Genomic DNA, 25,989 nt, shown 5'->3' with positions numbered 1-25,989 from the left:
GCGTCGCCATGGTCTGGCATCAAGCATAGCCTGATTCGAATGAGTTCTTGAACGGCTTTTCTCGGCGGGACGGTGACCGGCTTTTGGCAAACATGCTGGGAGGAACATCACATTTTTCTCGTTTCTCCTCAATAACTCCGTTAGACTGCGCCCCTATTCTTTCCCCTTTGCTCTGCTCCCCGGGGAAATCGTTGTGTTCTCAACAGGCCCGGATCTGGCGAGATGGCATCGGCTCAGCAGAGGAGCCCCATCACGGATCCCCGGCGCCCCTATCCCTAGCAGGTAACTATGAGTTTTACTTCCCTCGGTCTGGCCGAACCCTTGTTGCGTGCCGTTGCCGAGCAAGGCTACGACACCCCGTCTCCCATTCAGCAACAAGCGATCCCGGCGGTACTGGCTGGCCGTGATCTGATGGCGGCAGCCCAGACCGGGACCGGCAAGACCGCAGGTTTCACCCTGCCGATGCTGCAACGCTTGACCGAGAGCAAGCGCAAGGTCTCCCCGAACCGCATCCGTGCCCTGGTGCTGACCCCGACCCGCGAGCTGGCCGCCCAGGTGGGTGAGAGCGTGCGCAACTACGGCAAGCACCTGCCGATCCGCAGCCACGTGGTATTTGGCGGCGTGAGCATCAACCCGCAGATGATGGCGACTCGCCGTGGTCTGGACGTGCTGGTGGCCTGCCCGGGCCGTCTGATGGACCTTTACAACCAGAACGCCGTCAAGTTCGACGAAGTCGAGATCCTGGTGCTGGACGAAGCGGACCGCATGCTAGACATGGGCTTTATCCGCGACATCCGCCGCATCCTGGCTCTGTTGCCGAAAAAGCGTCAGAACCTGCTCTTCTCCGCCACCTTCGCCGACGAAATTCGCGAGTTGGCCACTGGCCTCCTGGACAACCCGGCGGTGATCGAAGTGACCCCGCGCAACAGCACCGCCGAGCGCATCGAGCAGCTGGTGCACCCGTGCGACAAGGCCAACAAGATTGCCCTGCTGAGCCACCTCATCTCCAGCAACAACTGGCAGCAGGTGCTGGTGTTTACCCGTACCAAACACATCGCCAACCGGGTTGCCGAGAAGCTTGAGAAAGACGGCATCAGCGCCGCCGCCATCCACGGCAACAAGAGCCAGGGGGCTCGTACCCGCGCCCTGTCCGGCTTCAAGGATGGCAGCGTGCGCGTCATGGTGGCGACCGACATCGCTGCCCGCGGCCTCGACATCGACAAGCTGCCCCAAGTAGTGAACTTCGAGCTGCCGAACGTGGCGGAAGATTACGTGCACCGTATCGGCCGTACCGGCCGTGCCGGCGCCGCCGGTCACGCCATCTCCCTAGTGGCGGCAGACGAGGGCAAGCTCATCAAGGCCATCGAGCGGCTGACCAAGCAGAGCATCCCCTGCGAGCAGGTGGCGGGCTTCGAAGCCTCCCGCGAGACGCTCGACAACATCGCCCGTGGCATCGGTGCGCCGCTGCGCAAAGAGCCGCGCGATCCGAGCGAGCAGCGCCGTGCGCCGCGCCCGCAAGGCCAGGGCCAGCGTCAGGGCGCCGGTCGCTCCGGCAATGGCGCCGGTGGTAACGGTGGTGGCAATCGCACTGGCAACGGCGGCAAGCCCAAGCCCCAGGGCGGCCAGCGTCCGGCCGATGGTGCCGGCAAATCGGCCCAGGCTCGTCGTCCGCGCCGTTCTACCCATAACCAGTAAGCGGTTAGGGAGCTTCTCTCCCACGCTCAACGGTTGAATAGAAAACCCTGCCAAGTTGGCGGGGTTTTTTGTGCCTGCGGTTTGCAGCAGGATGAAAAAAGGTGGCTCAGGCTGCAAGCAAATGGCGACGCTTGCCGACCTGCGTCTGGATCTGTTGACATAGCGTTTGAATATTCGGTTCATCCATTTTCTCACGGGAAATATAGATGCCAACCGTGCCTCTATTATATTCCTCAGCCATCTCGAGTGGGACGATACCGAATTTTGAGAAGTATTCTCCCATGCTGCCTGGATACGGCATGACCGCATTGCTGGTATTCACCAAATCGATGGCAGCCATCAACGAATTGGAGCTGTAAATGATTTTGTCATTGAGCTGCATCTCTTCATGCTCTTGCTTTTTGATTGCCATATCCTCGACCAGATGAAGATATTTAGGTTCATCCGTGGTAATCAACAGGCTGGGGTAATAAACCAGCTCCTGCTTGCTGCAAATTTTCCCTGAGAGGGGATGTCCAGCTCTGACAAACACGGCATCGCTGGCGGTAAAGAGCGGGATGAATATCAGGCTGTAATGTTTATCCAGACCATGGATTTCATGTCCCAAGAACAGGTCGATATGATTGCCCAGGAGCAAGTCCAGCAGTCGTAGATGATTACCAACTTCGATATTGATGGCGCAAGACGGGTTGGCTGCGCGGTAATGCAGGGTGACAGGTTGCAGCACATGCTGCCACCAGGCGTGGCCGGTCCCCACTCTCAGGGGCTGGGCTGCTCGCTCGCGCAGGATGGCGAGTCGTCTGAGGGTGTCATCGTAGATCCGTTGCATCATGCGGGCCTGGGTCAGCAACAACTCGCCGGCTGCCGTCAGCGCCACACCGCCAGCCTGTCTGATGAGCAGGGGCGTACCCAGACTCTCTTCCAGTTTCTTCATGTTGTGGGTCAGCGTTGGCTGGCTCAGCCCCATGTGCCTGGCGGCGAGACTCACGCTTTTGTGGGTCGCGACTTCAATGAATTGTCTGAGGTGTTTGTCCACGGGAAATAACGTACGTTCAGGATCAGGCGGAGCGCCACGCTAGTGCAAGCATGGGTGACTGTCAATCGCCTCCGTGTCGCCGCAACAGTTTTTGTGTGTGTCTCCTCACGTTGTTTTCTATTCGAGTTGACCGGTAACCGAGTTTATTTTGTGAATGGGATCACGTAATGAAGCCTGGTTATAGATGATGGCTATCCCGTCATTATGGTCGTCTATGTGTTTTTCAAGGCCTGCTGGTGTAGGCTATAAAATACAGCTTATGGCTGTCATTAGAATAACGAAATAATAAATAAAGTAACGAAGGGAATATATGAAAATCCATCCATTGGCTTTATCCGTGTCATTGTTGTGCGGCGGAATGCTCTTGTCCGGTTGTAATGATAATAGTTCATCTGCAAGTAATAATACTATTGAGGCGAAAGCTCCCTGGGATTTTGATCTCTATCTGGTCGGGGAGTTCAGCGGTTGGGATCGTGAAGAGAAGTTCAAACTGGTCTTCAAAGATGGAATATATCGACTGGACAACCTGAAGATGAATTCAGGCATGTCACCGTTCAAGGTCGCGGGCCCCGAATGGACGAAATATCCGGACTTTTCTGCCGATAGCCGCAACGAGACCAGCATCTTCCCCGAACAGCGCTATCCCATGTACTACCAGAATAACGGACAGAACAATCGCCTGGTGGTGACCGAAAAAGGGCTGCTCGATATTCAGGTCAAGGTGACCAATGCCGATCTGGCGGCCCCCGTCGTCGAATTTACCATGGTGCGTGATGACCCCAATTACGCTGAAAACCTCTACCTGAAGGGCATAGACGGCAATCTCGAACCGCTCTTGCAGATGATCTACCAGGGCGACAAACGCTATGTGGTGGTGGCCAGGCTGGCTCCTGGGGAGCACAAGATTAAGATGGCCTCTGCCCAGGACGGGATCGGCTTTGGTGCCAGCGGCACCCTGTCATTGAATGATCCCGCCAGGATGCAGCGCTGTGACAGCAGTTGCCAGCTGGCATCCCTGTCGGTGTCACAGGCGGGATATTACAAGTTTGTCCTCGATGCCAGTGAGGATGAAAAGGCCCCTGTGTTGCTGATCAGTGCCGCGACGGACGAGGATCTGCGCTTGATCAATCCTCATGAGGGGCATGAGCTTATCGAGAAGCGGGAATACCAGACCCATATACCCGGGGTCAAGGAGGTTGCCACCTTCTCGGTCAAGCAGGCCGAGGCCGACTATCGCAGCTATGCCCAGTCGACGACCCAGGAGCTGCGGGATCCGGGGGATAGCTTCACCACCTATCAGGAGCAGGCCGATCTGCCCCGGCTACGCTCGGGCAACATGGTGTTTGACGCCTTGTTTACGCTGGCGACACACGAGATGCGGCAAAACAGCGTGTCCCAGGTCAAGGATGGCAGTTACGGCGGCGGTCAGGCGATCCCCTGCGACTGCTTCGAAACGGGAGCCAAGTGGCATTATGTCTGGACGCGGGATCTCTCTTACGCCACCGATCTGGGGCTGGGGGTGCTGGATCCGCAGCGGGCGCGTAACTCCCTGCAGTTCAAACTCTCCGATTTCAGAACCGAGCTGAAGCAGGGTCTCGACGGCCTGATCCCGCAGGGGCGCCAGATCATTCAGGATACGGGCACGGGGGGCAGCTGGCCCATCAGCACCGATCGCATGGGGTGGGCGCTGGCGGCCGAGCAGGTGTTGGCAGCATTGCCGACCGAGGAACGCAGCGCCTTCCTGCCCGAGGCGTTTGAGGGGCTGCGCAATACCATTGAGAGCGATCGCCTGGCGGCCTTCGATAATGGCGATGGCCTCTATGGCGGGGAACAATCCTTCCTCGACTGGCGTGACCAGACCTATGCCAAGTGGATCAAGACCGATATTGCCCACATCGGCATGAGCAAATCCCTCTCCACCAATGTCCTCCACTACCAGGGTCTGATGCTGGCAGCACACCTGGCCGCCGAGCTGGGCCAGGATGAACTGGTGACTCGCTACAGCCAATGGGCCGCCGCGCTCAAGCAGGCCATCAATCGGGCCTTCTGGCTGGTAGATGAGAAGATGTATGCCAGCCTGATCAATACCGCCACGGATCCGAGCCCGGCCTACAAGTTCGATCTGCTGGGGGAGTCCCTTGCCATTCTGGCGGGCATTGCCGATGAGGCGCAGGCCAGGGAGATCGTCAGCCGCTATCCCATTGGGCCTTATGGTGCCCCTGTCTATTTCCCGCAGCAGCCCGATATGCCGGTCTACCATAACCGTGCCATCTGGCCCTTTGTCTCCGCTTACGGGCTGAAGGCGGCGGCCAGGGTGCAGAACGTGGCCGTGGCCGATCGCCATGTCGACTCCATGATGCGCGGGGCCGCGCTCAACCTCTCCAACATGGAGAATCTGGAGTGGCTCTCGGGCCAACCCTCTCTGATGGATCTGGCTCAACCCGACTTGACGGGGCCTGTCATCAACTCCCAGCGCCAGCTCTGGTCCGTTGGTGGCTATCTCGGCATGGTGACCAACACCCTGTTTGGCTACAACGTGGAAGAGCAGGGGATCCGTGTCTTGCCCTTTGTCACTAGTCACCTGCACAGGCTGATGGGCGCCAGACCCGAGGCCGTGCTCAAGGGGCTGAATTACCGTGGCAAGCAGATCGAGATCAAGCTGCTGCTTCCGGATGTCGGGGAGGAGGGCAGTTACTACCCGGTGCGCGGCATCATGCTCAACGGTGCCCCCGTGGGGGAGTTGATCAGCGAGGATATGCTGGCTGCCAACAACCAGATCGAGGTCCAGTTGGGGGCCGGCATCGCCGATGAACAGGGGATCCGCCTGATCGAGGACGTGGCACCGCTGGATGTGGAAAACCGCAAGGTATTCGCACCGACCGAGCCCACCCTGCTGGGAGTGACCGAGCAAGGTGGCAAGCTGGTCGTCACATGGCAGGACAGCGTCAATAAAGGGGCGCTCAGTTACAACCTGTATCGCGATGGCAAGCTGGTCGCCAAGGGACTCGAGACGGCGGGGGAGTGGGTCGACGACCTGCGGCTGCAACCTGGCATGGCCTATTGCTACAGCGCGGAGGCCATCTATCCCGAGTCCGGTAACCGCTCCCATCATGCCAAGCCGGTGTGCTACCAGCCAGAGACCCGGCGCATCGCGGTCGATGCTGTCACGGTGTCGCATACCGGCACCCTCACGGCGGCCGATGCGGCCATCTCCATGCCCTATCTGAAAGATTGGGGCCGCCCGGAGGATACTGTCCTGGTGCGCAATGTCACACTGGATGGTCAGCGTGCCATTCGCCTGCAGTACAGCAATGCCCAGCACGCCATCAATCTGGGGGTGACCAACGGGGTGAAGCGGATATCCGTGCTCAGCAAGGGCCAGGTGGTCGCAGGCGGCACTGTGCAGATGCCCCATGTGATGAAGGAGGGAGAGATCAAACCGCTGCGAGACTCGACCCCTGTCATCGTTAACGTGCCGGCAGGGCAGTACGACATCCTGGTGAGCGACTTCTATAACATGAGCTATCTGAAGGCGAACGATACCTACAACGATGCCGGCGGGCGGGGCGGGCCGGTCAACCTGATCGATCTGGCCAGCATCACTGTCTCGGCTCGTTAAGCCAACTCAGCGGACAAGCCGGGCTTGTGGCCCGCAACTTGTCCCGCTGAAGAGTGCAAAAAGCCCTGCCACTCTGGCAGGGCTTTTCTGTATTGGTGGTGGCTCAGCCCAAGCCTGGAAAGTGCCCTGACTGTTGCGGGGAGAAGGCGCCACTGCGATGGCCGCAGCGGAAATGACAAGGCCCCGTCAACATCCGTTGGCGGGGCCTTGTCATTGGGGGATTCAATACCGGCTATGGCTTAGAGCGCCGGCAGCAGTCCCATGCTGACGCTCACCTGCACCCCGACGATCAGCACGCCCATGGCACCGGCCAGGCCGAGGGCCAGCACGCCACCCGGGGCGCGGTAGTGGTGCGTCTCGGCCTGCTTGCGGCTCTGCCACACCAGGGCCACCGGCAGCAGTACCGCCAGTATCGCCAGCGCAATGGCAGCGTAGCCGAGCGCCATGATGAAGCCCTGCGGGAAGTAGAGGGCAAACAGCAGGGGTGGCACGAAGGTGATGAGGCCGGTCTGGGTGCGACCCTGCCAGTTGTCCTTGCGACGGGTCACCTTGGCCATGAAGTCAAACAGACCCAGGGTCACCCCGAGGAAGGAGGTGGCCAGCGCCAGATCGGCAAACAGGTGCATGGCCTGGTTGAAGGCGGGCCAGCTCACCAGCTTGCCGACGTTGGCCAGCAGGCTGTCCAGCGCGCCACCGCTCTGGAGCAGGGCCTGTTGACCCAGCAGACCCAGGATGGCGACCTGCCACAGCACGTAGAGGATGAGCGGCAGGGCAGAGCCCCACACGAAGACCCGGCGCAGCTGCTTGGGGCAGTCCCCTAGGTAGAGCATCACGCTCGGGATGGAGCCGTGAAAGCCGAACGAGGTGAAGATGACCGGCAGACCTGCCAGCAGCAGCCCCTGGCCCAGCGGCAGGGAGAGCAGGTGCTGCCCTTCGGTGCGCGGCAACAGCAGCGCCAGCACCGCCACCATGATCACCAGCTTGACGGTGAACATCAGCCGGTTGAGGTAATCCACCTGCTTGGTGCCGATGCAGACCATGCCGCCAAACAGCAGGGTAAAGGCCCAGGCCGCCTGCTCTTGGCTGAGGGGCAGGCCGGCATCGGCCAGCGCCTGGGCCAGCAGGCTGCTGCCGCCGCTGATGTAGGCGGAGGCCAGCGAGTAGAACAGCATCAGGATGCAGAAGGAGGCGATGCGCTTGCCCCAGGGGCCGAGCAGGTGATCCGCCAGCTGGTGCAGGTACCACTTGCCGGTGTTGAGGCTGGCTTCCACCTGCAGCATGGCGGTAAAGGCCATCAGGGCCCAGAGGCCGATCATCAGCAGCAGGGTGGCGGGGCCGCCGAGCGACGAAGAGGCCAGCGGCAGGGCCAGCATGCCGGCGCCTATGGTGGTGCCGGCAATCAACAGGGTACATCCCAGGGTTTTGGTGTTCATGGTGTCCATCCGAATCGAGAAACTGCGCGGTGCGCAGCGGGCAAAGGTGTGTAAGGCGCCTCCGGGGTCGAAACCGGAGGCTAGCAATATCGGAGTGAACCCATCGTTACGAAAAGCCTGTGGTTGTAAAAGTTGGTTGCCAAGTTAACGGATCAAAATGGTGGAAACAAGCCTGAAAAGGCGGATTTTGTACTGGGTTGGCAGAATATGTGGAAATAAATGATGACAGATATGGTTTTCGGCTGGTGAAAAAACGCGCCGCTGCGAGGGGGGCCGCAGCGGCGCGCCATGGAGAGGGGATCAGCGGCGGCGTTTGAGGGTGCGGCTCACATAGTGGAGGCCGCACTGGTATTCGCCGCCAATCGCCTTGAGGGCCAGCTCCAGCGCCTGGCTGGCGAGAGCATCGTGCTGCTGGGGCAGGGAGTTGATGCCGAAGGGGAGGAAATCGAGCAGGCGATCGTCGCCGAAGGTGGCCATGGCGAGCCGGCTCATGTCGGTCTCCTGCTCAAGCAGATAGTCGAGCACCCCCTCCATAAGGATGTAGGAGGTGGCCACCAGTGCCTGGGGCAGCTGGCCGAGCTGTTGATGCAGCGTCTTGATCAGGCGATAGCCTTCGGCGCGGGAGAAGTGGGCCCCTTCACACAGATGGCAAGCCGTGCTGTGGCTGGCAACAGCCTGCTCGAAGCCCGCTCTGCGTTCACGGCTGATCGTGAGCACCGGCAGCGCGGTGATCAAAGCGATGTGCGTGATTGCCGGCGAGAGCAGGGAGGCGGTGAGATCAAAGCTCGCCTTCTGGTTTTCACTGGCGACGGTGACGAACTTGTCGGCCGCCATGGCCCGGTCGATGGCGAGCACCTGGATGCCGCGCGTCTGCAGGCCGAGGTAGAAGGGATCTTCGGGCGGCAGGCAACTGGCCACCAGCAGCGCATCCACGTGGCGGCTGGCCAGCATCTCGGCCAGCTCCTTCTCGGTAGCGGGGTCATCTTCCGAGCAGACGATCAGCAGCTGATAACCCTGTACCCGCGCCCCTTGCTCCAGCCGTTTGGCGAGCTTGGCGTAACTGGCGTTCTCCAGGTCGGGCAGGATAAAGCCCAGGGTCCTGGTCTGGCCACCGCGTAGGGAGGCGGCGCGGCTGTCCGGCTGATAGTTGTGGGCGGTGACCACCGCCATCACCTTGTCGCGGGTAGCCTGGCTGATGCGGTATTGGTCGGCCTTGCCATTGATCACATAGCTGGCCGTGGTGCGCGAGACACCGGCGAGGGCGGCGATTTCATCCAGTTTCATCATGTTGGCTCTGTTTGAGTTGCAAGGCCCACGGGCACTGCCTGGTGAGGGCACCGAAAAGTGTGCGCGGGATCATATCATTGAAAAGCACTCTTTGTGGGTACTTGATCAATTCGCTGAAACGATTCAGTCTGAGTGTAAGTGAAACGATTCAGCTTGTCAGCAGACAATCGATGGCCGGGCATAAAAACCCGGCATGGCTCCCGAAGGGATGCAATCCGGTCTATTGTCAGCTGGCGAGTGGCACGAATGGTTATGTTTGATGCGCCGGTACGGTCAGACCGCCCGGCACCTGATGGAGAATCTCTATGTTGAAGTTGGCGCGACAGCAGATCCTGCTGGGGCAGTCGGTGGCGACCAAGGCCGAAGCCATTGCCCTGTTGGCAGGCAAACTGACCGAAGCCGGTCTGGTGGAGGCGGGGTACGTGGAGGGCATGCTGGCCCGCGAGGCGCAGCACGCCACCTACCTTGGCAGCGGCATCGCCATTCCCCACGGTACCACTGACACCCGGCATCTGGTGAAGAGCACTGGTGTCATGGTGGCCCAGTTCCCTAATGGCATCGAATGGGATGAGGGGCAGATCGCCTACGTCGCCATCGGCATCGCCGCCAAATCAGACGAACATCTGGACATTTTGCGCCAGCTCACCCACGTGTTGGGTGACGAGCAGGCGGCGGCGCAATTGAAAGAGGCCACCGATGCCGACACCATCATCAATATCCTGACCGGTGCCACTGCGCCCAAAGAGGTGCAGTTTCTGGCTTTGGCCGACTTCCCGGCGGACGATCGCGACCAGCTGCTGCTGGGCGCCGCTGCCCGCGCCAAATCCGCCGGCTGGGGCGATGCCGCCATGGTAAGCGCCCTGCTGGCAAGCGAACCCGCCTACCTGGGCGAGGGCGTCTGGCTGGCCCGGGCACAAGCCGCCCAGACCGGCTGGGTGCTGGCCACGCCTAGCACTGCACTGAACGCCGGGGAGCTGCCGGTCAGCGCCCTGCTGTTGCTGTGCGCCGCAGATAGCGGCCATCTGGCGCAGCTCGACAACCTGGCCAAACTGGCGGCTGCCGGTCAGCTCGCCACCTTGGCTGGTAGCGAGGGGCTAGCCATGCTGCAAGCGGGCCCGGCGAGCGGTCTTAGTGAAACCTTCACCATCATCAACCCCCACGGGTTGCACGCCCGTCCGGGCGCCATGCTGGTCAAGGTGGCCAAGGAGTATGAATCCGACATTCGGGTGGCGAACCTGGATGGCAGCGGCGAGGCGGTCTCCGCCAAGAGCCTGATGAAGGTCATCGGCCTTGGCGTCAAGTGTGGCCATCGTCTGGCGTTTTGCGCCGAAGGGGCTGACGCCGAAGCGGCCCTCAAGGGCATAGGCGCCGCCATTGCGGCCGGGCTGGGCGAGGGGGCGCACTGATGGACATAGTGACCATCACTCTCAACCCGGCGCTCGATCTCACTGCCCGTCTGGAGGCGATGAGCCTGGGCGAGGTGAACCTAGTGAGCAAGGCCAATCTGCGTGCGGCGGGCAAGGGGATCAACGTCGCCATGGTGCTCAAGGACTTGGGCCGCGACGTAGGTGTCACCGGCTGGCTTGGCGCCGATAACCAGCAGAGCTTCGTCTCCCTGTTTACGGAGCGGGCCCTGGCCGATCACTTCGTGCGCGTGGCGGGCAGCACCCGCATCAACGTCAAGATCTCCGAGCAATCCGGCCGGGTCACCGATCTCAATCTGCCGGGGCTCACCATCCACCAAGGGGAAGTGAGTGCCCTGGAAGGTGCCATCGACGAGCTGGCACCCCATGCGGAGTGGTTCGTGCTGGCAGGCAGCCTGCCCAAAGGGGTGGCCCCCGATTACTGCGCCCATCTTATCCGCCTGCTCAAGGCCAAAGGCAAGCAGGTGATCTTCGATTGCAGCGGCGCGGCCTTAAGCGAAGGGATCAAAGCGGCGCCGACCCTGGTCAAACCCAATCTGGAGGAGCTCGGCCAGTGGGCCGGCCGCCCCATCAAGACTCTGAGCGAGCAGGCCGAGTGTGCCCGCGCGCTGCAGGCCAGCGGGATCCCCAATGTGGTGATCTCCAACGGCGCCGACGGCCTCATCTGGTTTGCACCCGATGCCGTCTGGCAGGCCATTCCGCCGCGCATGCAGGTGGTCAGCACGGTCGGTGCCGGCGATTCCCTGGTGGCAGGTCTCGCCCATGGTCTGAGCCTTGGCTGGACGCCGGAGCAGACCCTGCGCCTCGCCACCGCCGTCTCGGCGCTGGCGGTCAGCCAGGTGGCGGTCGGCTTTGACGATATCAAGGTCCTCGACCCCTTGCTCGAACAGGTGCGCGTACAGCGTCTGGATGCGCTGGCACCGGTTCAATGCCATACCCCCTCAATGGAAAACTCAGGAGATGCCCAATGAAAGCAATCTTGGTTACGGCTTGCCCGGCGGGCATTGCCACCAGCTTTCTCGCTGCAAAACGGATAGAACAGCAGGCCAAACTGGCAGGCTGGGAGCTCACCCTCGACGTCGGCTCCAGCGTGCAGCCCCGCCAGGTACCAAGCAAGGAGCAGATTGCCGCCGCCGAGCTGGTACTGGTTGTCGCCAGCGCCCCGGTGGATCTCGCTGCCTATGACGGCAAGCGGGTCTATCAGGGCAGCATGGATCTCGCCCTGCAGGATCCGGCCGCACTGCTGGAGGCCGCCGCCAGCGGCGCCAGCGTCTATCGTCACCAAGCCGCCTCCGCCGTTGCCAATGCTGCCGCAAAACCGGCCGCCGCTGGCAAGCGCATCGTGGCGGTGACCGCCTGTCCGACCGGGGTGGCCCACACCTTTATGTCGGCAGAAGCGCTGGAGACCATGGCCAAGCAGCTGGGTCATCAGATCCGCGTCGAGACCCAAGGCTCGGTCGGTGCCCAGAATGCCCTGACCGCCGAGGAGATTGCATCCGCCGATCTGGTATTCCTCGCCACCGACATCGAAGTGGACATGGCCCGCTTCGACGGCAAGCCAGTCTATCGCACCAGCACGGGCGCGGCGCTCAAGAAGACCCGTGCCGAGCTCGACAAGGCCTGGAGCGAGGCGAAAACCTATCGCCACAGCGGTGCCAGCCAACCCAAGAGAGAGGAAAAAGCCGGCCCCTACAAGCACCTGCTGACCGGGGTCTCCTTCATGCTGCCCATGGTGGTGGCGGGCGGCCTCATCATCGCGCTCTCGTTCGTGTTCGGGATCGAGGCGTTCAAGGTGGAAGGCACCTTGGCTGCGGCCCTGATGAAGATCGGTGGCGGCTCTGCCTTTGCCCTGATGATCCCGGTGCTGGCCGGCTACATTGCCTACTCCATCGCTGACCGCCCGGGCCTCGCCCCCGGCATGATCGGCGGCATGCTGGCAAGCTCGCTGGGTGCCGGTTTCCTCGGCGGCATAGTCGCCGGTTTCCTGGCCGGTTACAGCGCCAAGTACCTGAGCGACAAGGTGCGCCTGCCGGTGACCCTGGAAGCGCTCAAGCCCATCCTGATCATTCCGCTGTTTGCCAGCCTGTTTACCGGTCTGGTGATGATCTACGTGGTGGGCGGCCCGGTGGCCGGCATCATGAATGCCATGACCGAGTTCCTCAACAACATGGGTTCTGCCAACGCCGTGCTGCTGGGTGTCATCATCGGCGCCATGATGTGCTTTGACATGGGTGGCCCGGTCAACAAGGCGGCCTACGCCTTCGGGGTCGGCCTGCTGGCCTCCAAGACCTACGCCCCCATGGCAGCCGTGATGGCCGCCGGCATGGTGCCGGCACTGGGGATGGGGATCGCCACCTTCCTGGCCCGCACCAAGTTCATCAAGGCGGAGCAGGAAGCGGGCAAGGCCTCCTTCGTACTGGGTCTGTGCTTCATCTCCGAGGGTGCCATTCCGTTTGCCGCCAAGGATCCGATGCGCGTCATCCCGGCCTGCATGGCGGGCGGCTCCCTGACCGGTGCGCTCTCCATGCTGTTCGGCTGCGAGCTGATGGCACCCCACGGCGGTCTGTTCGTGCTGTTTATCCCGAACGCCATCAGCAACGTCATGATGTATATCGTGGCCATTGCGGCGGGCTCGCTGCTGACCGGGGTGGCTTACGCCATGCTCAAACGCGGTGAGGAACAGGCCAAGCTGGCCACGGCATAAGCCTTGCCATCCGGCAACATCTCATAGTGTCATAAAAGAAAAGCGGCCTGCGGGCCGCTTTTTTATGTTTGTCGTGAAAGGAGGAGGGGGAGAAACTAGAAATCCCAACCCGGTTGCTCTTGCGACTCGTTCTGGGCCCCCTCCAGCGCTTTGCGGCGGGCGGCTTCCACCCGCGCCTTGCGGCCCCGGCACAGGCGCATTACCTCCTGCTGCTGGGCCGGGGTCATGGTGAGCCAGTTGAAACGCTCCTCGCGGCTGCGCAGGCACCCCTTGCAGTAGCCCTTGTTGTTCACTTCACAGACCCCGATGCAGGGGCTCTGCAGCGGGAAGATCTCGAGCTGTTCCATCCATGGCCCCTCACACCTTGTTACCTTGTTATAACCCAGAAGATCCCCTTTGGAGAAATCCGTCGTCGCAGGCTTGAAGGCGTTTGCTTTCCCCCTGCAAATTTGGCATCTTCCCCGCCGAACATGACGCTTGGTGTTATATGAGGACATATGAATAAACACGCGTACTGGCTGACCGCCGCTGTGCTGGGGTTGGCCGGTTGTGCGGGCAACTCTGAGCAAGCCCAGGTGCCCAAAAACAAACCCGATGCCAGATGTTTTCTCAACTGCGAGGTGCCGGAAAATCTGGGCAAGCAGTATCTGGACGGCATGCTGCCCGACGATCTGGTGCGGGTTGAGCGCGTCAACAGCCGCGTGCGCGCCGACTATAGCAAGTTCGGCCCCCAGAGCCGGCTGGTGCTGGAGCGCTCCGGCAAGATGACCCGCCGCTATGGCGAACTCTATCATCAGCTCTCCCGCTGGGTGGCGAACGGCGGCAATCCCGCCGACATTACCCGCTACGGCATCAGCCTGGCCCAGCTGGGGGGCTCGGATCGGATGGGCAACGTGCTGTTCACCGGTTACTACTCGCCGGTGCTGGAGGTGCGTCACCGCCCGGATGCGAAATACAAGTACCCCATCTACGCCATGCCCAACTGCGGCAGCCGTTGTCCGACCCGGGCCCAGATCCACCAGGGGGCGCTGGCCAACCGCGGGCTGGAGCTCGGCTACAGCAAGTCTCTCATCGACAACTTCCTGATGGACGTGCAGGGCTCGGGCTTCGTCCACTATGGCGACGACGACAGGCTGCAATATCTGGGCTACAGCGGCAAGAACGGTCACGGCTATGTGAGCATAGGCCGGGTACTGATCGACCGCGGCGAGGTGCCCAGGGAGCAGATGTCCATGAAGGCCATCAAGGAGTGGGCGAACCGTCAGCCGGAGGAGAGCGTCAAGGAGCTGGTGGAGCAGAACCCTTCCTATGTCTTCTTCGAGCGTCGCCCCACCAACGACGTGATCGGGGCCGCTGGCATCCCGCTGTTGCCGATGGCGGCGGTGGCCGCCGACAAGACCCTGCTGCCGATGGGCACGCCGATCTTGGCGGAGGTACCGCTGCTGGACAAAGAGGGCAACTGGACCGGCAAGCATCAGCTGCGGCTGTTGATTGCGCTGGATGTGGGCGGGGCGGTGAAGAAGGGCCACCTCGACCTCTACCACGGCATGGGCGAGAAGGCCGGTGTCGCGGCCGGTCACTACAAGCACTTTGGCCGGGTCTGGAAGCTGGGCCTGCACCATGGGCCGACCGCTGCGCCCTGGCTGTAATGCCTTGTGGGGGCGGGTGGTGCATCAGCCAGCAGCCCTTGAGGTATAAAGATGGATGTAAAAAAGCCGCCGGAGCAATCCGGCGGCTTTTTGTTTGGCGAGGCGAGCTTGGACATATCAAGGGAGGGCGGTCTTAGCCCTTCTTGATGTCGAGCCGGATGGCCCCCACCGGTTTGCAGCAGCAGGGCAGGCACTCTCCCTGGGAGACAAAGGCGAGCGGCACGGCGGCATAGTGCACCTTGCCTGCCAGCAGCGGCGTACGGCAGGCGCCGCAATAGCCGCTGCGGCACTGGAACTCCACGTGATGACCGTGACGCTCCAGGGTCTCCAGCACGCTCTCGCCGGGGTGGGCGTGCAGCACGCCATCCCGGGTGTGTACCTGCGGTGCGCCCGTCTCGCTCTTGGCGGGGGCGGTGTGCAGGGGCTCGGTCAGCGTGCCGGTGGCGTCACTCACAGCTCGAAATCACCCAGGTCTTCGGCGTTCACTTCGCTGTCGATCTGACCCACCAGGTAGGAGCTCACTTCCACTTCCTGCGGGGCGACCTGCACGTTGTCGGAGGAGAGCCAGGTGTTGATCCAGGGGATCGGGTTTTGCTTGGCGCCGGCAAAGGCCGGTTGCAGGCCAACGGCGGCCATCCGCAGGTTGGTGATGTACTCCACGTACTGGCAGAGGATGTCCTTGTTCAGGCCGATCATGGAGCCGTCCTGGAACAGGTACTCGGCCCACTCCTTCTCCTGGATGGCGGCTTCCTTGAACAGATCGAAGCAGGCCTGCTCGCACTCGCGGGCGATCTCGGCCATCTCGGGGTCGTCCTGGCCGCTGCGCATCAGGTTCAGCATGTGCTGGGTACCGGTCAGGTGCAGTGCTTCGTCGCGGGCGATCATCTTGATGATCTTGGCGTTGCCCTCCATCAGCTCGCGCTCGGCGAAGGCGAAGGAGCAGGCGAAGCTGACATAGAAGCGGATCGCTTCCAGTGCGTTGACGCTCATCAGGCACAGATAGAGCTTCTTCTTGAGCTCGCGCAAGGTGATGGACACCTCGCGGCCGACCACCTGATGGGTGCCTTCACCGTGCAGGTGGTAGAGCGCGGTCGCTTCAATCAGATCGTCGTAGAAATGGCTGATGGAGCCGGCGCGCTTCAGGATCTGCTCGTTGGTGACGATGTCGTCGAACACCTGGGCGGGGGTGTTGACGATGTTGCGGATGATGTGGGTGTAGGAGCGCGAGTGGATGGTCTCCGAGAAGGCCCAGGTTTCAATCCAGGTTTCCAGCTCCGGGATGGAGACCAGCGGCAGCAGCGCCACGTTGGGGCTGCGACCCTGGATGGAGTCCAGCAGGGTCTGGTACTTCAGGTTGGAGATGAAGATGTGCTGCTCGTGGGGCGGCAAAGCCTGGAAGTCGATGCGGTCGTGGGAGACGTCCACCTCTTCCGGGCGCCAGAAGAAGGAGAGCTGCTTCTCGATCAGGCGCTCGAACACTTCGTGTTTTTGCTGGTCATAACGGGCCACGTTGACCGACTGGCCGAAGAACATCGGCTCCTTGAGCTGGTCGTTTTGGGTCTGGCAGAAAGTTGAATAGGCCATGGTTGTCGAATATCGCGAAGTAGGGGAAACAGGAGGGCGGGAGCTTGTCGCTCCCGCCCGGTTCATCAGATCTTGCAGGCGCCGCCGGCACAACCGTCATCTTGCAGATCGGTCTGGGCATCGTCCGCACCATCACGGGTGTTGTGATAGTACAGGGTCTTGAGGCCGTATTTGTAGGCGGTCAGCAAGTCCTTGAGCAGCTGCTTCATCGGTACCTTGTTGCCTTCGAAACGGGCGGGATCATAGTTGGTGTTGGCGGAGATCGCCTGATCTACGAACTTCTGCATGATACCGACCAGCTGCAGGTAACCATCGACGCTCGGTTGCTTCCAGAGCAGTTCGTATTGATCCTTCAGACGGTCATACTCGGGCACCACCTGCTTGAGGATACCGTCCTTGGAGGCCTTGACAGAGACCAGGCCGCGCGGCGGCTCGATGCCGTTGGTGGCGTTGGAGATCTGGCTGGAGGTCTCGCTCGGCATCAGGGCAGTCAGGGTGGAGTTGCGCAGACCCACGGTACGGATCTCTTCGCGCAGCGCTTCCCAGTCCAGGTGCAGCGGCTCGTTGCACAGGTTGTCCAGATCCTTTTTATAGGTATCGATGGGCAGGATCCCCTGGGCATAGGTGGTTTCGTTGAAGGCTGGGCAGGGGCCGAACTCGCGGGCCAGCTGCACGGAGGCCTTCAACAGGTAGTACTGGATCGCCTCGAAGGTGCGGTGAGTCAGTGCCAGACCAGAACCGTCGGAGTAGCGGGCACCGTTCTTCGCCAGGTAGTAGGCGTAGTTGATGACGCCGATCCCCAGGGTACGACGGTTCATGCTGCCCTTCTTGGCGGCCTTGAGCGGGTAGTCCTGATAGTCGAGCAGGGCATCCAGGGCGCGCACGGCCAGCTCGGCCATCTCTTCCAGATCTTCCAGCTTCTCGATGGCGCCCAGGTTGAAGGCGGAGAGGGTGCACAGGGCGATCTCGCCATCCTCGTCATCCACGTTGTTGAGCGGCTTGGTAGGCAGTGCAATCTCGAGGCAGAGGTTGGACTGGCGTACCGGCGCCACGCTCGGATCGAACGGGCTGTGGGTGTTGCAGTGGTCCACGTTCTGGATGTAGATGCGACCAGTGCCGGCGCGCTCCTGCATCATCAGGGAGAAGAGATCGACCGCCTTGAGGGTCTTCTTGCGAATGCTTGGATCCTGCTCGTACTTGACGTAGAGCTCTTCGAACTTGTCTTGGTCTGCGAAGAAGGCATCGTACAGACCCGGCGCATCGGACGGGGAGAACAAGGTGATGTCGCCGCCCTTGATCAGGCGCTGGTACATCAGCTTGTTGATCTGCACGCCGTAGTCCATGTGACGGACCCGGTTCTCTTCGACGCCGCGGTTGTTCTTCAGTACCAGCAGGCTCTCCACCTCGGTGTGCCACAGCGGGTAGAACAGGGTGGCCGCTCCGCCGCGCACGCCGCCCTGGGAGCAGCACTTCACCGCAGTCTGGAAGTACTTGTAGAAGGGGATGCAGCCAGTGTGGAAGGCTTCACCGCCACGGATGGGGCTGCCCAGACCACGGATGCGGCCGGCGTTGATGCCGATGCCGGCGCGCTGGGACACGTAACGCACGATGGCGCTGGCGGTGGCATTGATGGAATCCAGGCTGTCGTCGCACTCGATCAGCACGCAGGAGCTGAACTGACGGGTCGGGGTGCGCACGCCGCTCATGATCGGAGTCGGCAGCGAGATCTTGAAGGTCGAGACCGCATCATAGAAGCGCTTGATGTAGTCCAGACGGGTATCTTTCGGATACTTGGAGAAGAGGCAGGCCGCTACCAGGATGTAGAGGAACTGCGGGCTCTCGTAAATTTCGCCGGTGACGCGGTTCTGGACCAGGTACTTGCCTTCCAGCTGCTTGACCGCGGCGTAGGAGAAGTCCATGTCGCGCCAGTGGTCGAGGTGGGCGTTCAGCTCCTCGAACTCGGCCTGGCTGTAGTCTTCCAGCAGGTGCTTGTCGTACTTGCCCATGTCCACCAGCTTGGCGACGTGCTGGTAGAGGTGGGGCGGCTCGAACTGGCCGTAGGCCTTCTTGCGCAGGTGGAAGATGGCCAGACGGGCGGCCATGTACTGGTAGTCCGGGCTTTGCTCGGAGATCAGATCAGCAGCGGCCTTGATGACGGTTTCGTGGATATCGGCGGTACGGATGCCGTCATAGAACTGGATGTGGGACTTGAGTTCCACCTGGGAGACCGACACGTTGTCGAGACCCTCGGCGGCCCAGTCCAGCACGCGGTGAATTTTATCCAGATCGATGGGTTCTTTGTGGCCGTTACGCTTCGTCACAAACAAGTTCATTGGCTGATGACCTTTAGTTGATTCCCGAAAAACCATCGCACGGCGTTGGCCTCCGGCCCGGGAAGGGCGATGGAGGTGGGTACCTATTGTGCGATGAATCACAAGATGTAGTGTTATTTTTAATGCGAACTACAAGATAGTGAGGTCGATGCGGTAATGCAATCTGTGGATAACGCATTAGCTGTGGATAAATTGTGGGTGTCGGGACGGGAGTTAGTGGACGCTCACAGCGAACGGGTTTTCATCCGTCCGATCCGTCAAATGCAAGTCCGGCGATCGAAGATGGAAAATTAAAATAACTTTTTTTGCTTGCGAAAGCTGGGTGTTTTTACTAGCAAATCCGGCTTGCTCATCCCTTGTGCAGTCAGGGTCAAAAGGTGTCCGATCCCGCTGCCGCACTGCTTGTCAAACCGGCAAAACGGGGGATCAATTGCCGATCCTCCGTTTTGCTGCGCGAGTGACCAGATGGGCGTCATTTTCACCGCTCAGCTCAAGGGATGGTCGCAAAGCTGCGTCTGATATCCATCTCTTGGGTTATCCACCTGCTGCGTTATCCAAGAGAACCCAGGCGTGGAGCTCCCCCTGATCATCCACTTCTATATGTATCCACGGCAGCCTTGCCCGACTGCTCAGGCAGGCGGCGGCCGCTAATCCAGCTCGTAGCGCAGCCAGTGATGCAGGGCCTGCACGGTATCAAAGTGAAGATCGGCGCCCCACTGGGCGGGATCCTCGTCGTCATTGAGATAACCCCAACCGGCGACGGCGGTACGCATGCCGGCGTTGCGGCCGGCCTCGATGTCGCGCACATGATCCCCCACATAGAGGCAGTGGCTGGCCGCGACGCCAAGTTGCTCGCAGGCAAAGAACATGGGGGCGGGGTCGGGCTTGCGCACCGGCAGAGTGTCGGCGCTGACGGTGACGCCGCAACTGGCCAGCGCCGGCAGCGCCGCCAGCAGCGGCTCGGTGAGAAAGCCTGGCTTGTTGGTGACGATGCCCCAGGGCAGCTTTTTCTCGTCGAGCCACTCGATGAGATCCACCATGCCTTCATAGGGGCGGGTGCCGACACAGAGGTTGGCCGCGTAGTAGTCGAGCAGGGCGGTGCGAAGGCGGGTGGCGCCCAGCTCTTCCAGCAGCTCGTCACCAAGACCGGCCCTGAGCAGCCCCAGGGCCCCGTGAGAGGTGGTTTGACGGATGATGTCGTCAGAGAGCGGTGCAAAGCCTTCGCTTATCAGCACGTGGTTGACGGCGGCGCCGAGATCCGGCGCGGTGTCGAGCAGGGTGCCGTCCAGATCGAACAGCACGCAGCCAAGGGGCGCAGCAGGGTGAGTTGTCATCAGCCTTGCTCCGGGCGCTCGAACGCCACCATGTAGTTGACGTCGACGTTGCGACCGAGCTTGAAGCTGTTGGAGAGCGGCGCGTAGTGGACGCCGCTCATGTCCCGTACCAGCAGGCCTGCCGCCTCACCCATGCGACACAGTTCGGCCGGGGTGATGAACTTCTTGTGATCGTGGGTACCCTTGGGGACCATCTTCATCAGGTACTCGGCGCCGAGGATCATCATCAGATAGGCTTTCGGGTTGCGGTTGATGGTGGAGACGAACACCTTGCCGCCCGGGCGCACCAGGGTGGCGATGGCGCGCAGCACGGAGGCAGGATCCGGCACGTGCTCCAGCATCTCCATGCAGGTGACCACGTCGTACTGACCCGGGGCTTCGTCGGCGTGGGCCTCGGCGGTGATCTGGCGATACTCGAGCTCGACTCCCGCTTCCAGGGCATGCAGACGGGCGACGCCCAGGGGCTCCTTGCCCATGTCGATGCCGGTGACCTGGGCGCCGCGACGAGCCATGCTCTCGGCGAGGATGCCGCCGCCGCAACCGATGTCGAGGATGCGCTTGCCAAACAGGCCGCCGCTCTTGTCGGTGATCCAGTCAAGGCGCACCGGGTTGATTTGATGCAGCGGCTTGAACTCTCCTTCCATGTCCCACCAGCGGGAGGCGATGGCTTCGAATTTGGCGATTTCTGTCAGATCGACATTGGCATCACTGTGCATTTTTTGATGATCCTGTGGCAAGGGCGCGCAGGCAGGGTAGTGCGCGCGCAATCTATTGTCCTGGCGGGCATTATAACGGACGGACTTTGTCACACCAGCCCGACTTGTTACCGGATTTGTGGCTTAAGATATTTGGCTCAGTGTGTTACCATGTCGCGCTGTTTAAGCCAAAGAACAACTAATTAGGGATTAAGGCTTTCTATGAGCGATCTGGCCAGAGAGATCACGCCGGTCAACATCGAAGAAGAGCTCAAGAGTTCCTATCTTGATTACGCCATGAGCGTGATCGTAGGACGAGCTCTGCCGGATGTGCGTGATGGCTTGAAACCGGTTCACCGCCGCGTTCTGTATGCAATGAACGAGCTGGGGAACGACTGGAACAAGCCCTATAAAAAATCGGCCCGTGTGGTCGGTGACGTAATCGGTAAATATCACCCGCACGGCGACAGTGCCGTGTATGACACCATCGTCCGCATGGCGCAGGATTTCTCCATGCGTTACATGCTGGTCGACGGTCAGGGCAACTTCGGTTCGGTCGATGGCGACAGCGCCGCGGCCATGCGTTATACCGAAGTGCGGATGGCCCGCATCTCCCACGAGCTGCTGGCCGATCTGGACAAAGAGACCGTGGACTGGGTGCCGAACTATGACGGCACCGAGATGATCCCGGCTGTCATGCCCACCAAGGTTCCCAACCTGCTGGTCAACGGCTCCTCCGGTATCGCGGTGGGCATGGCGACCAACATTCCGCCTCATAACCTCACCGAGATAGTCAACGGCTGTCTGGCGTTGATCGAGAACGGCGACCTCACCATCGACGAGCTGATGACCTACATCACCGGCCCGGATTTCCCCACCGGTGGCATCATCAACGGTCGTTCCGGCATCGTGCAGGCATACCGTACCGGTCGTGGCTCCATCTACGTGCGTGCCAAGGCCGAGGTGGAAGTAGACGAGAAGACCAGTCGCGAGACCATCATCGTCCACGAGATCCCCTATCAGGTGAACAAGGCTCGCCTGATCGAGAAGATTGCCGAGCTGGTCAAAGAGAAGAAGATCGAGGGCATCAGCGCCCTGCGCGATGAGTCCGACAAGGACGGCATGCGCATCGTCATCGAGATCAAGCGCGGCGAGTCCGGCGAGATTGTGCTGAACAATCTCTACAAGCACACCCAGATGCAGACCACTTTCGGCATCAACATGGTGGCGCTGGACAACAACCAGCCCAAGGTGATGAACCTCAAAGAGATCCTGGATGCGTTCCTGCTGCACCGCCGCGAAGTGGTGACCCGCCGGACCGTGTTCGAACTGCGCAAGGCGCGGGATCGGGCCCACATCCTGGAAGGTCTGGCGGTAGCGCTGGCCAACATCGACCCGGTGATCGAGCTCATTCGCCATAGCGCGACCCCGGCCGATGCGAAAGCGGGCCTGGTTGCCAAGGGCTGGGAGCTCGGCAACGTGGCTGCCATGCTGGAGAAAGCCGGCGACGACGCGGCCCGCCCCGAGTGGCTGGAGCCCGAGTTCGGTATTCGCGAGGGTCACTACTACCTGACCGAGCAGCAGGCCCAGGCCATCCTTGACCTGCGTCTGCACAAGCTGACCGGCCTCGAGCACGAGAAGATCCTGGAAGAGTACCAATCTCTGCTGGATCTCATCGCCGAGCTGCTGTTCATCCTGGCAAGCCCGGTACGGTTGATGGAAGTGATCCGCGACGAACTGCTGGCCGTGCGCGAACAGTACGGCGACGAGCGTCGTACCGAGATCAGCATGTCCAGCGCCGAGATCAACATCGAAGATCTGATCACCCCGGAAGACGTGGTCGTGACCCTATCTCACCAGGGTTACGTGAAGTATCAGCCGCTCTCAGACTACGAGGCCCAGCGCCGCGGCGGTCGTGGCAAGTCGGCCACCCGGATCAAGGAAGAGGACTTTGTGGAGCGTCTGCTGGTGGCCAACACCCACGACACCATTCTGTGCTTCTCCACCCGTGGCAAGGTCTACTGGCTCAAGGTGTATCAACTGCCGGAGGCGTCCCGTGGCGCCCGCGGTCGTCCGATCATCAACCTGCTGCCGCTGGATGAGGGTGAGCGCATCACCGCCATTCTGCCGGTCAAGGAATATGACGCCGACAAGTATGTGTTCTTTGCCACCGCCAACGGTACCGTGAAGAAGACCAGCCTGTCCGACTTCAGCCGTCCGCTCTCCTCCGGTATTCGTGCCATCAACCTCAAAGAGGGTGATGAGCTGATCGGGGTGGACATCACCGATGGCAGCAACGAGATCATGCTGTTCTCCGATGCGGGCAAGGTTGTTCGCTTCGCGGAAGGCAGCGGTCGCGCTGATGCCGATGCCACTGACGAGGTCGAAACCGACGACGACGCCGGCAACGACGATGATGGCAGCGACAACGGCGAAGGCACCGAAAGCAAGGGCACCTTCAAGGGCGTACGCCCCATGGGTCGTACCGCTGCCGGTGTACGCGGCATCAAGCTCGGCGCCGGTGACAAGGTGGTCTCCCTCATCGTGCCCCGTGGCGACGGTGCCATCCTCACCGCCACCGAGAACGGTTACGGCAAGCGCACTGCGCTGGACGAATACCCGACCAAGAGCCGTGGTACCCAGGGCGTTATCTCCATCAAGGTGGATGAACGCAACGGCAAGGTGATCGATGCGATCCAGGTCGAAGATACCGACCAGATCATGCTGATCACCAACGGCGGTACCCTAGTACGTACTCGCGTTGCCGAGGTGAGCGTCATCGGCCGCAACACTGGCGGTGTGCGTCTGATCCGTACCGGTGAAGACGAAACCGTGGTCGGCCTGCAGCGTGTTGCCGAGAGCGACGAAGAGGAAACCGAGGCGCTGGCCGTCGAGGGTGAGGTGTCTGAAGGCACTGATACCGCCGCAGACACAGGTGCTGTCGATACCGGGGAGGCGGGCGACGAGTAATCGTTCCCCCTTTTGCCCGATACGAAAGAGCGACCTTCAGGTCGCTCTTTTTTTATGCCCGCCGTTGGCCGTCCCAGCCAGGCTGCCGCCAGAGAGGCAACCGAGATGTCATCGGGGCGTCATGCCTCTGTCATGGGAAAAGGGCATCTTGCCTGCGTCGGCGATCAAACGGCGGCCTCTGCCGCACAGGAGCATCTTATGACCAGCTGGGTGATGTGGGAGATCTGGTGGAGCCGGGTATGGGGCGAAGCCGGGAGGGACGAGGCGCAGCACGAACAGGAGCTGGAAGTGGCCCATGAACCGGCGAGGCTGCCGGTCGAGCTGATTGCCCGCGAGCGCGCTGCAGGAGTGCGCCCCCGAGGCTGACTTGGTCATGCCCACGGGCTGGCGTCATGATGGGAATTAAAACAGCCGCAGCTGCTCGCCTGGGCGGATGAAGGCATCCTGGCGCAGTTGAAAGTGGCGCTTGCCGAGCCCGAGCCGCTTGGCGATCAAGCGAAAGCGCTGGGCCAGCAGATCGGCAAACTGGCCTTCTCCCCGCATCCGGGTCCCGAAGGCGGGACTGTTGAGGGCGCCGTCCCGGCTGGCTCGCAGCTGGTTGAGGATCGCCTCCTTCTGGCCTGGGTAGTATTGCTCCAGCCAGTCACTGAACAGCGGTGCCAGCTCATGGGGCAGTCGCAGCAGGATATAGTCGACGCAATGGGCACCGGCCTCGGCAGCGCTTTTGATGATCTGCTCGAGCTCGGGCTCGTTGAGCCGCGGGATCATGGGGGCCGCCAGCACCCCGACCGGCACGCCGGCGTGGGCCAGTTTCTCCACCACCTTGAGCCGCCCGGCCCCCGTGCTGGCTCTTGGCTCCAGCTGTCGCCGCAGGGTTTCATTCAAGGTGGTGACCGACACCATCACCTGGCAGAGCCCCTCCCGGGCCAGCTCGGTCAGCAGATCGAGGTCGCGCAATATCATGGCGCTCTTGGTGATGATCCCCACCGGATGGCGATGGGCCAGCATCACTTCCAGCAACTGGCGGGTGAGGCGATAGTGGTGCTCGATGGGCTGATAAGGGTCGGTATTGGCCCCCAGCACTATGGTCTGCGGCTGATAGGCGGGTCTGGCAAACTCCCGGCGCAGCAGCTCGGCGGCATTGAGCTTGGCAAACAGCCGGGTTTCGAAGTCGAGGCCGGGGGAGAGCTCGAGATAGGCGTGGCTTGGTCTGGCATAACAGTAAATGCAACCGTGTTCGCACCCCTGATAGGGATTGATGGAGCGGCCGAAGGGAACGTCGGGGGAGCTGTTGTAACTGATGATGCTGCGGGCGCTGATCTCCGTCACCTCGGTGCGGGGAGCACTGGCGGCAAATGCCGCTTCCCACTCGGGTTGGGCCCAGCCGTCGTCGACCGCATCGACCCGCTGGCCGCTGAAACGGTGATCAACATTGTGGGAACTGCCTCGTCCTGCCATCGCATTGCACTAGTACTGTTTATATATACAGTTATCATGCTGCCCCCCATTGCCGAATGCAAGTTCTGCTGACCTATCCCGCCATAAAAAGTATGTCAACGGGATCTCTTGCTTGATCGCGGCGCTACATTTCGTTTACATAGATGAAATGCGAACTGGATCACGGAAATCATCATGGCACCCATCACCTACCGCTGGCTCTTCATCGCTGTTATTGCGCTGGTTATCTGGCGCTTGATCCCGCTCTCTACCGAGCAGGAGCTGGCCTCGGCCAACCGCGCCTGGCGCACTGGCCACTTCGATGAGGCAACCCGGATCTGGTCGCCGCTGGCGGATCAAGGCCAGCCACGGGCGCAGGCATTGATGGGCTGGAGCCATGAAATGGGGCAGGGGAGCGAGCAGGATATGGAACGCGCCATCAACCTCTATCGTCAGGCGGCGCAGGCGGGGGATGCCTTCGGCCAATACCGGCTGGGGGAGGTCTATTTGCGGGGCGCCGGGGTGAAACGGGATCTGCGCGAGGCGTTTCACTGGATGGAGCTGGCGGCCAGGAACGGCGATGTGCCCGCCATGTTGAAGGTGGGGGTGCTGCATCTGATGGGGGTCAGCGGGCGGGTCGATCTGCCCCGTGCCAAGGAGTGGCTCTATCAGGCCGCCAGGCAGGGCAACCAGCTGGCGCTCAAGGTGCTGCAGGAGCTGGAACTGGCCCAGGAGGGGAGTTCCACGTTCGATTTCAACTGGCAGCCTCTGCTAGGGGAATAACCTCCA

Annotated in this window: 19 protein-coding genes; 9 read left to right on the top strand and 10 right to left on the bottom strand. The window is 61.4% G+C overall.

Annotated features, from left to right (window positions below; all coding sequences use genetic code 11):
* Positions 1 to 288 precede the first annotated feature (288 nt).
* On the top strand, positions 289 to 1,695 hold the full coding sequence (locus G5134_RS13560; protein WP_065017655.1) for a DEAD/DEAH box helicase: 1,407 nt from the start codon (positions 289 to 291) through the stop codon (positions 1,693 to 1,695).
* A gap of 106 nt (positions 1,696 to 1,801) precedes the next feature.
* Here G5134_RS13560 and G5134_RS13555 read toward each other — a convergent pair whose 3' ends face one another.
* Positions 1,802 to 2,731 (bottom strand): LysR family transcriptional regulator, encoded by a 930-nt coding sequence (locus tag G5134_RS13555; protein WP_065017654.1) that lies wholly within the window; start codon positions 2,729 to 2,731, stop codon positions 1,802 to 1,804.
* Between the two features lie 517 nt (positions 2,732 to 3,248).
* Between G5134_RS13555 and G5134_RS13550 the strand changes: the two genes are divergently transcribed.
* Positions 3,249 to 6,350 (top strand): MGH1-like glycoside hydrolase domain-containing protein, encoded by a 3,102-nt coding sequence (locus tag G5134_RS13550; RefSeq protein WP_065017779.1) that lies wholly within the window; start codon positions 3,249 to 3,251, stop codon positions 6,348 to 6,350.
* A gap of 239 nt (positions 6,351 to 6,589) precedes the next feature.
* Here the strand turns inward: G5134_RS13550 and G5134_RS13545 are convergent, their stop codons facing one another.
* Together G5134_RS13545 and cra are read right to left on the bottom strand one after the other, a co-directional pair.
* Positions 6,590 to 7,783, bottom strand: a complete 1,194-nt coding sequence (locus G5134_RS13545) for an aromatic amino acid transport family protein (RefSeq protein ID WP_065017653.1) — start codon at positions 7,781 to 7,783, stop codon at positions 6,590 to 6,592.
* A 300-nt stretch (positions 7,784 to 8,083) separates the two neighbouring features.
* Positions 8,084 to 9,070: a catabolite repressor/activator gene (gene cra / locus G5134_RS13540; RefSeq protein WP_065017652.1), complete on the bottom strand. Its 987-nt coding sequence runs from the start codon at positions 9,068 to 9,070 to the stop codon at positions 8,084 to 8,086.
* A 305-nt stretch (positions 9,071 to 9,375) separates the two neighbouring features.
* Here cra and fruB point away from each other — a divergent pair, with 305 nt between their 5' ends.
* The 3 genes from fruB to fruA are packed head-to-tail and all read left to right on the top strand — an operon-like array spanning position 9,376 to position 13,198.
* Complete coding sequence (gene fruB / locus G5134_RS13535; RefSeq protein ID WP_065017651.1) at positions 9,376 to 10,476, top strand: fused PTS fructose transporter subunit IIA/HPr protein; 1,101 nt, start codon at positions 9,376 to 9,378, stop codon at positions 10,474 to 10,476.
* Entirely contained in the window at positions 10,476 to 11,465 is a 990-nt protein-coding gene (gene pfkB, locus G5134_RS13530) for a 1-phosphofructokinase (RefSeq protein ID WP_065017650.1), read from the top strand. The genes fruB and pfkB overlap by 1 nt, the downstream gene beginning before the upstream one ends.
* Positions 11,462 to 13,198 (top strand): PTS fructose transporter subunit IIBC, encoded by a 1,737-nt coding sequence (gene fruA / locus G5134_RS13525; protein WP_065017649.1) that lies wholly within the window; start codon positions 11,462 to 11,464, stop codon positions 13,196 to 13,198. The genes pfkB and fruA overlap by 4 nt, the downstream gene beginning before the upstream one ends.
* Before the next feature lie 95 nt (positions 13,199 to 13,293).
* Here the strand turns inward: fruA and G5134_RS13520 are convergent, their stop codons facing one another.
* The gene (locus G5134_RS13520) at positions 13,294 to 13,545 is read right to left on the bottom strand and encodes a DUF1289 domain-containing protein (protein WP_054544945.1); all 252 of its coding nucleotides are present in this window, start codon (positions 13,543 to 13,545) and stop codon (positions 13,294 to 13,296) included.
* Between the two features lie 150 nt (positions 13,546 to 13,695).
* On the opposite strand from G5134_RS13520, the gene mltA reads away from it, so the two are divergent.
* The gene (gene mltA, locus G5134_RS13515) at positions 13,696 to 14,847 is read left to right on the top strand and encodes a murein transglycosylase A (protein ID WP_005300625.1); all 1,152 of its coding nucleotides are present in this window, start codon (positions 13,696 to 13,698) and stop codon (positions 14,845 to 14,847) included.
* Positions 14,848 to 14,980: 133 nt separating this feature from the next.
* On the opposite strand, the gene yfaE is transcribed toward mltA, so the two are convergent.
* The 5 genes from yfaE to ubiG all read right to left on the bottom strand — a co-directional run bounded on the left by yfaE (position 14,981) and on the right by ubiG (position 20,814).
* The gene (gene yfaE, locus G5134_RS13510) at positions 14,981 to 15,301 is read right to left on the bottom strand and encodes a class I ribonucleotide reductase maintenance protein YfaE (RefSeq protein ID WP_010634047.1); all 321 of its coding nucleotides are present in this window, start codon (positions 15,299 to 15,301) and stop codon (positions 14,981 to 14,983) included.
* The gene (nrdB, locus tag G5134_RS13505; RefSeq protein ID WP_065017648.1) at positions 15,298 to 16,431 is read right to left on the bottom strand and encodes a class Ia ribonucleoside-diphosphate reductase subunit beta; all 1,134 of its coding nucleotides are present in this window, start codon (positions 16,429 to 16,431) and stop codon (positions 15,298 to 15,300) included. The genes yfaE and nrdB overlap by 4 nt, the downstream gene beginning before the upstream one ends.
* 65 nt (positions 16,432 to 16,496) lie before the next feature.
* Complete coding sequence (nrdA, locus tag G5134_RS13500) at positions 16,497 to 18,764, bottom strand: class 1a ribonucleoside-diphosphate reductase subunit alpha (RefSeq protein ID WP_026139081.1); 2,268 nt, start codon at positions 18,762 to 18,764, stop codon at positions 16,497 to 16,499.
* Between the two features lie 647 nt (positions 18,765 to 19,411).
* A complete protein-coding gene (locus G5134_RS13495; RefSeq protein ID WP_017782904.1) occupies positions 19,412 to 20,098 on the bottom strand; it encodes an HAD family hydrolase in 687 nt (228 codons plus the stop codon).
* A complete protein-coding gene (gene ubiG / locus G5134_RS13490) occupies positions 20,098 to 20,814 on the bottom strand; it encodes a bifunctional 2-polyprenyl-6-hydroxyphenol methylase/3-demethylubiquinol 3-O-methyltransferase UbiG (RefSeq protein ID WP_005300640.1) in 717 nt (238 codons plus the stop codon). Before ubiG ends, G5134_RS13495 begins: the two co-directional genes overlap by 1 nt.
* A 201-nt stretch (positions 20,815 to 21,015) precedes the next feature.
* Here ubiG and gyrA point away from each other — a divergent pair, with 201 nt between their 5' ends.
* Together gyrA and G5134_RS13480 are read left to right on the top strand one after the other, a co-directional pair.
* Entirely contained in the window at positions 21,016 to 23,763 is a 2,748-nt protein-coding gene (gyrA, locus tag G5134_RS13485) for a DNA topoisomerase (ATP-hydrolyzing) subunit A (protein WP_017764547.1), read from the top strand.
* 198 nt (positions 23,764 to 23,961) lie between these two features.
* Positions 23,962 to 24,129 (top strand): hypothetical protein, encoded by a 168-nt coding sequence (locus G5134_RS13480; RefSeq protein ID WP_005300645.1) that lies wholly within the window; start codon positions 23,962 to 23,964, stop codon positions 24,127 to 24,129.
* A gap of 36 nt (positions 24,130 to 24,165) precedes the next feature.
* Here the strand turns inward: G5134_RS13480 and G5134_RS13475 are convergent, their stop codons facing one another.
* Positions 24,166 to 25,221, bottom strand: a complete 1,056-nt coding sequence (locus tag G5134_RS13475; RefSeq protein ID WP_065017646.1) for a PA0069 family radical SAM protein — start codon at positions 25,219 to 25,221, stop codon at positions 24,166 to 24,168.
* Between the two features lie 174 nt (positions 25,222 to 25,395).
* Here G5134_RS13475 and G5134_RS13470 point away from each other — a divergent pair, with 174 nt between their 5' ends.
* The gene (locus G5134_RS13470; RefSeq protein ID WP_065017645.1) at positions 25,396 to 25,983 is read left to right on the top strand and encodes a tetratricopeptide repeat protein; all 588 of its coding nucleotides are present in this window, start codon (positions 25,396 to 25,398) and stop codon (positions 25,981 to 25,983) included.
* Positions 25,984 to 25,989: the final 6 nt, after the last annotated feature.

This window comes from Aeromonas sp. 600276, from assembly GCF_049175815.1.
Taxonomy (GTDB): domain Bacteria; phylum Pseudomonadota; class Gammaproteobacteria; order Enterobacterales; family Aeromonadaceae; genus Aeromonas; species Aeromonas dhakensis.
Note: the sequence above shows the minus strand (reverse complement) of the source record. Positions and strands in the feature narration are given on the sequence as shown.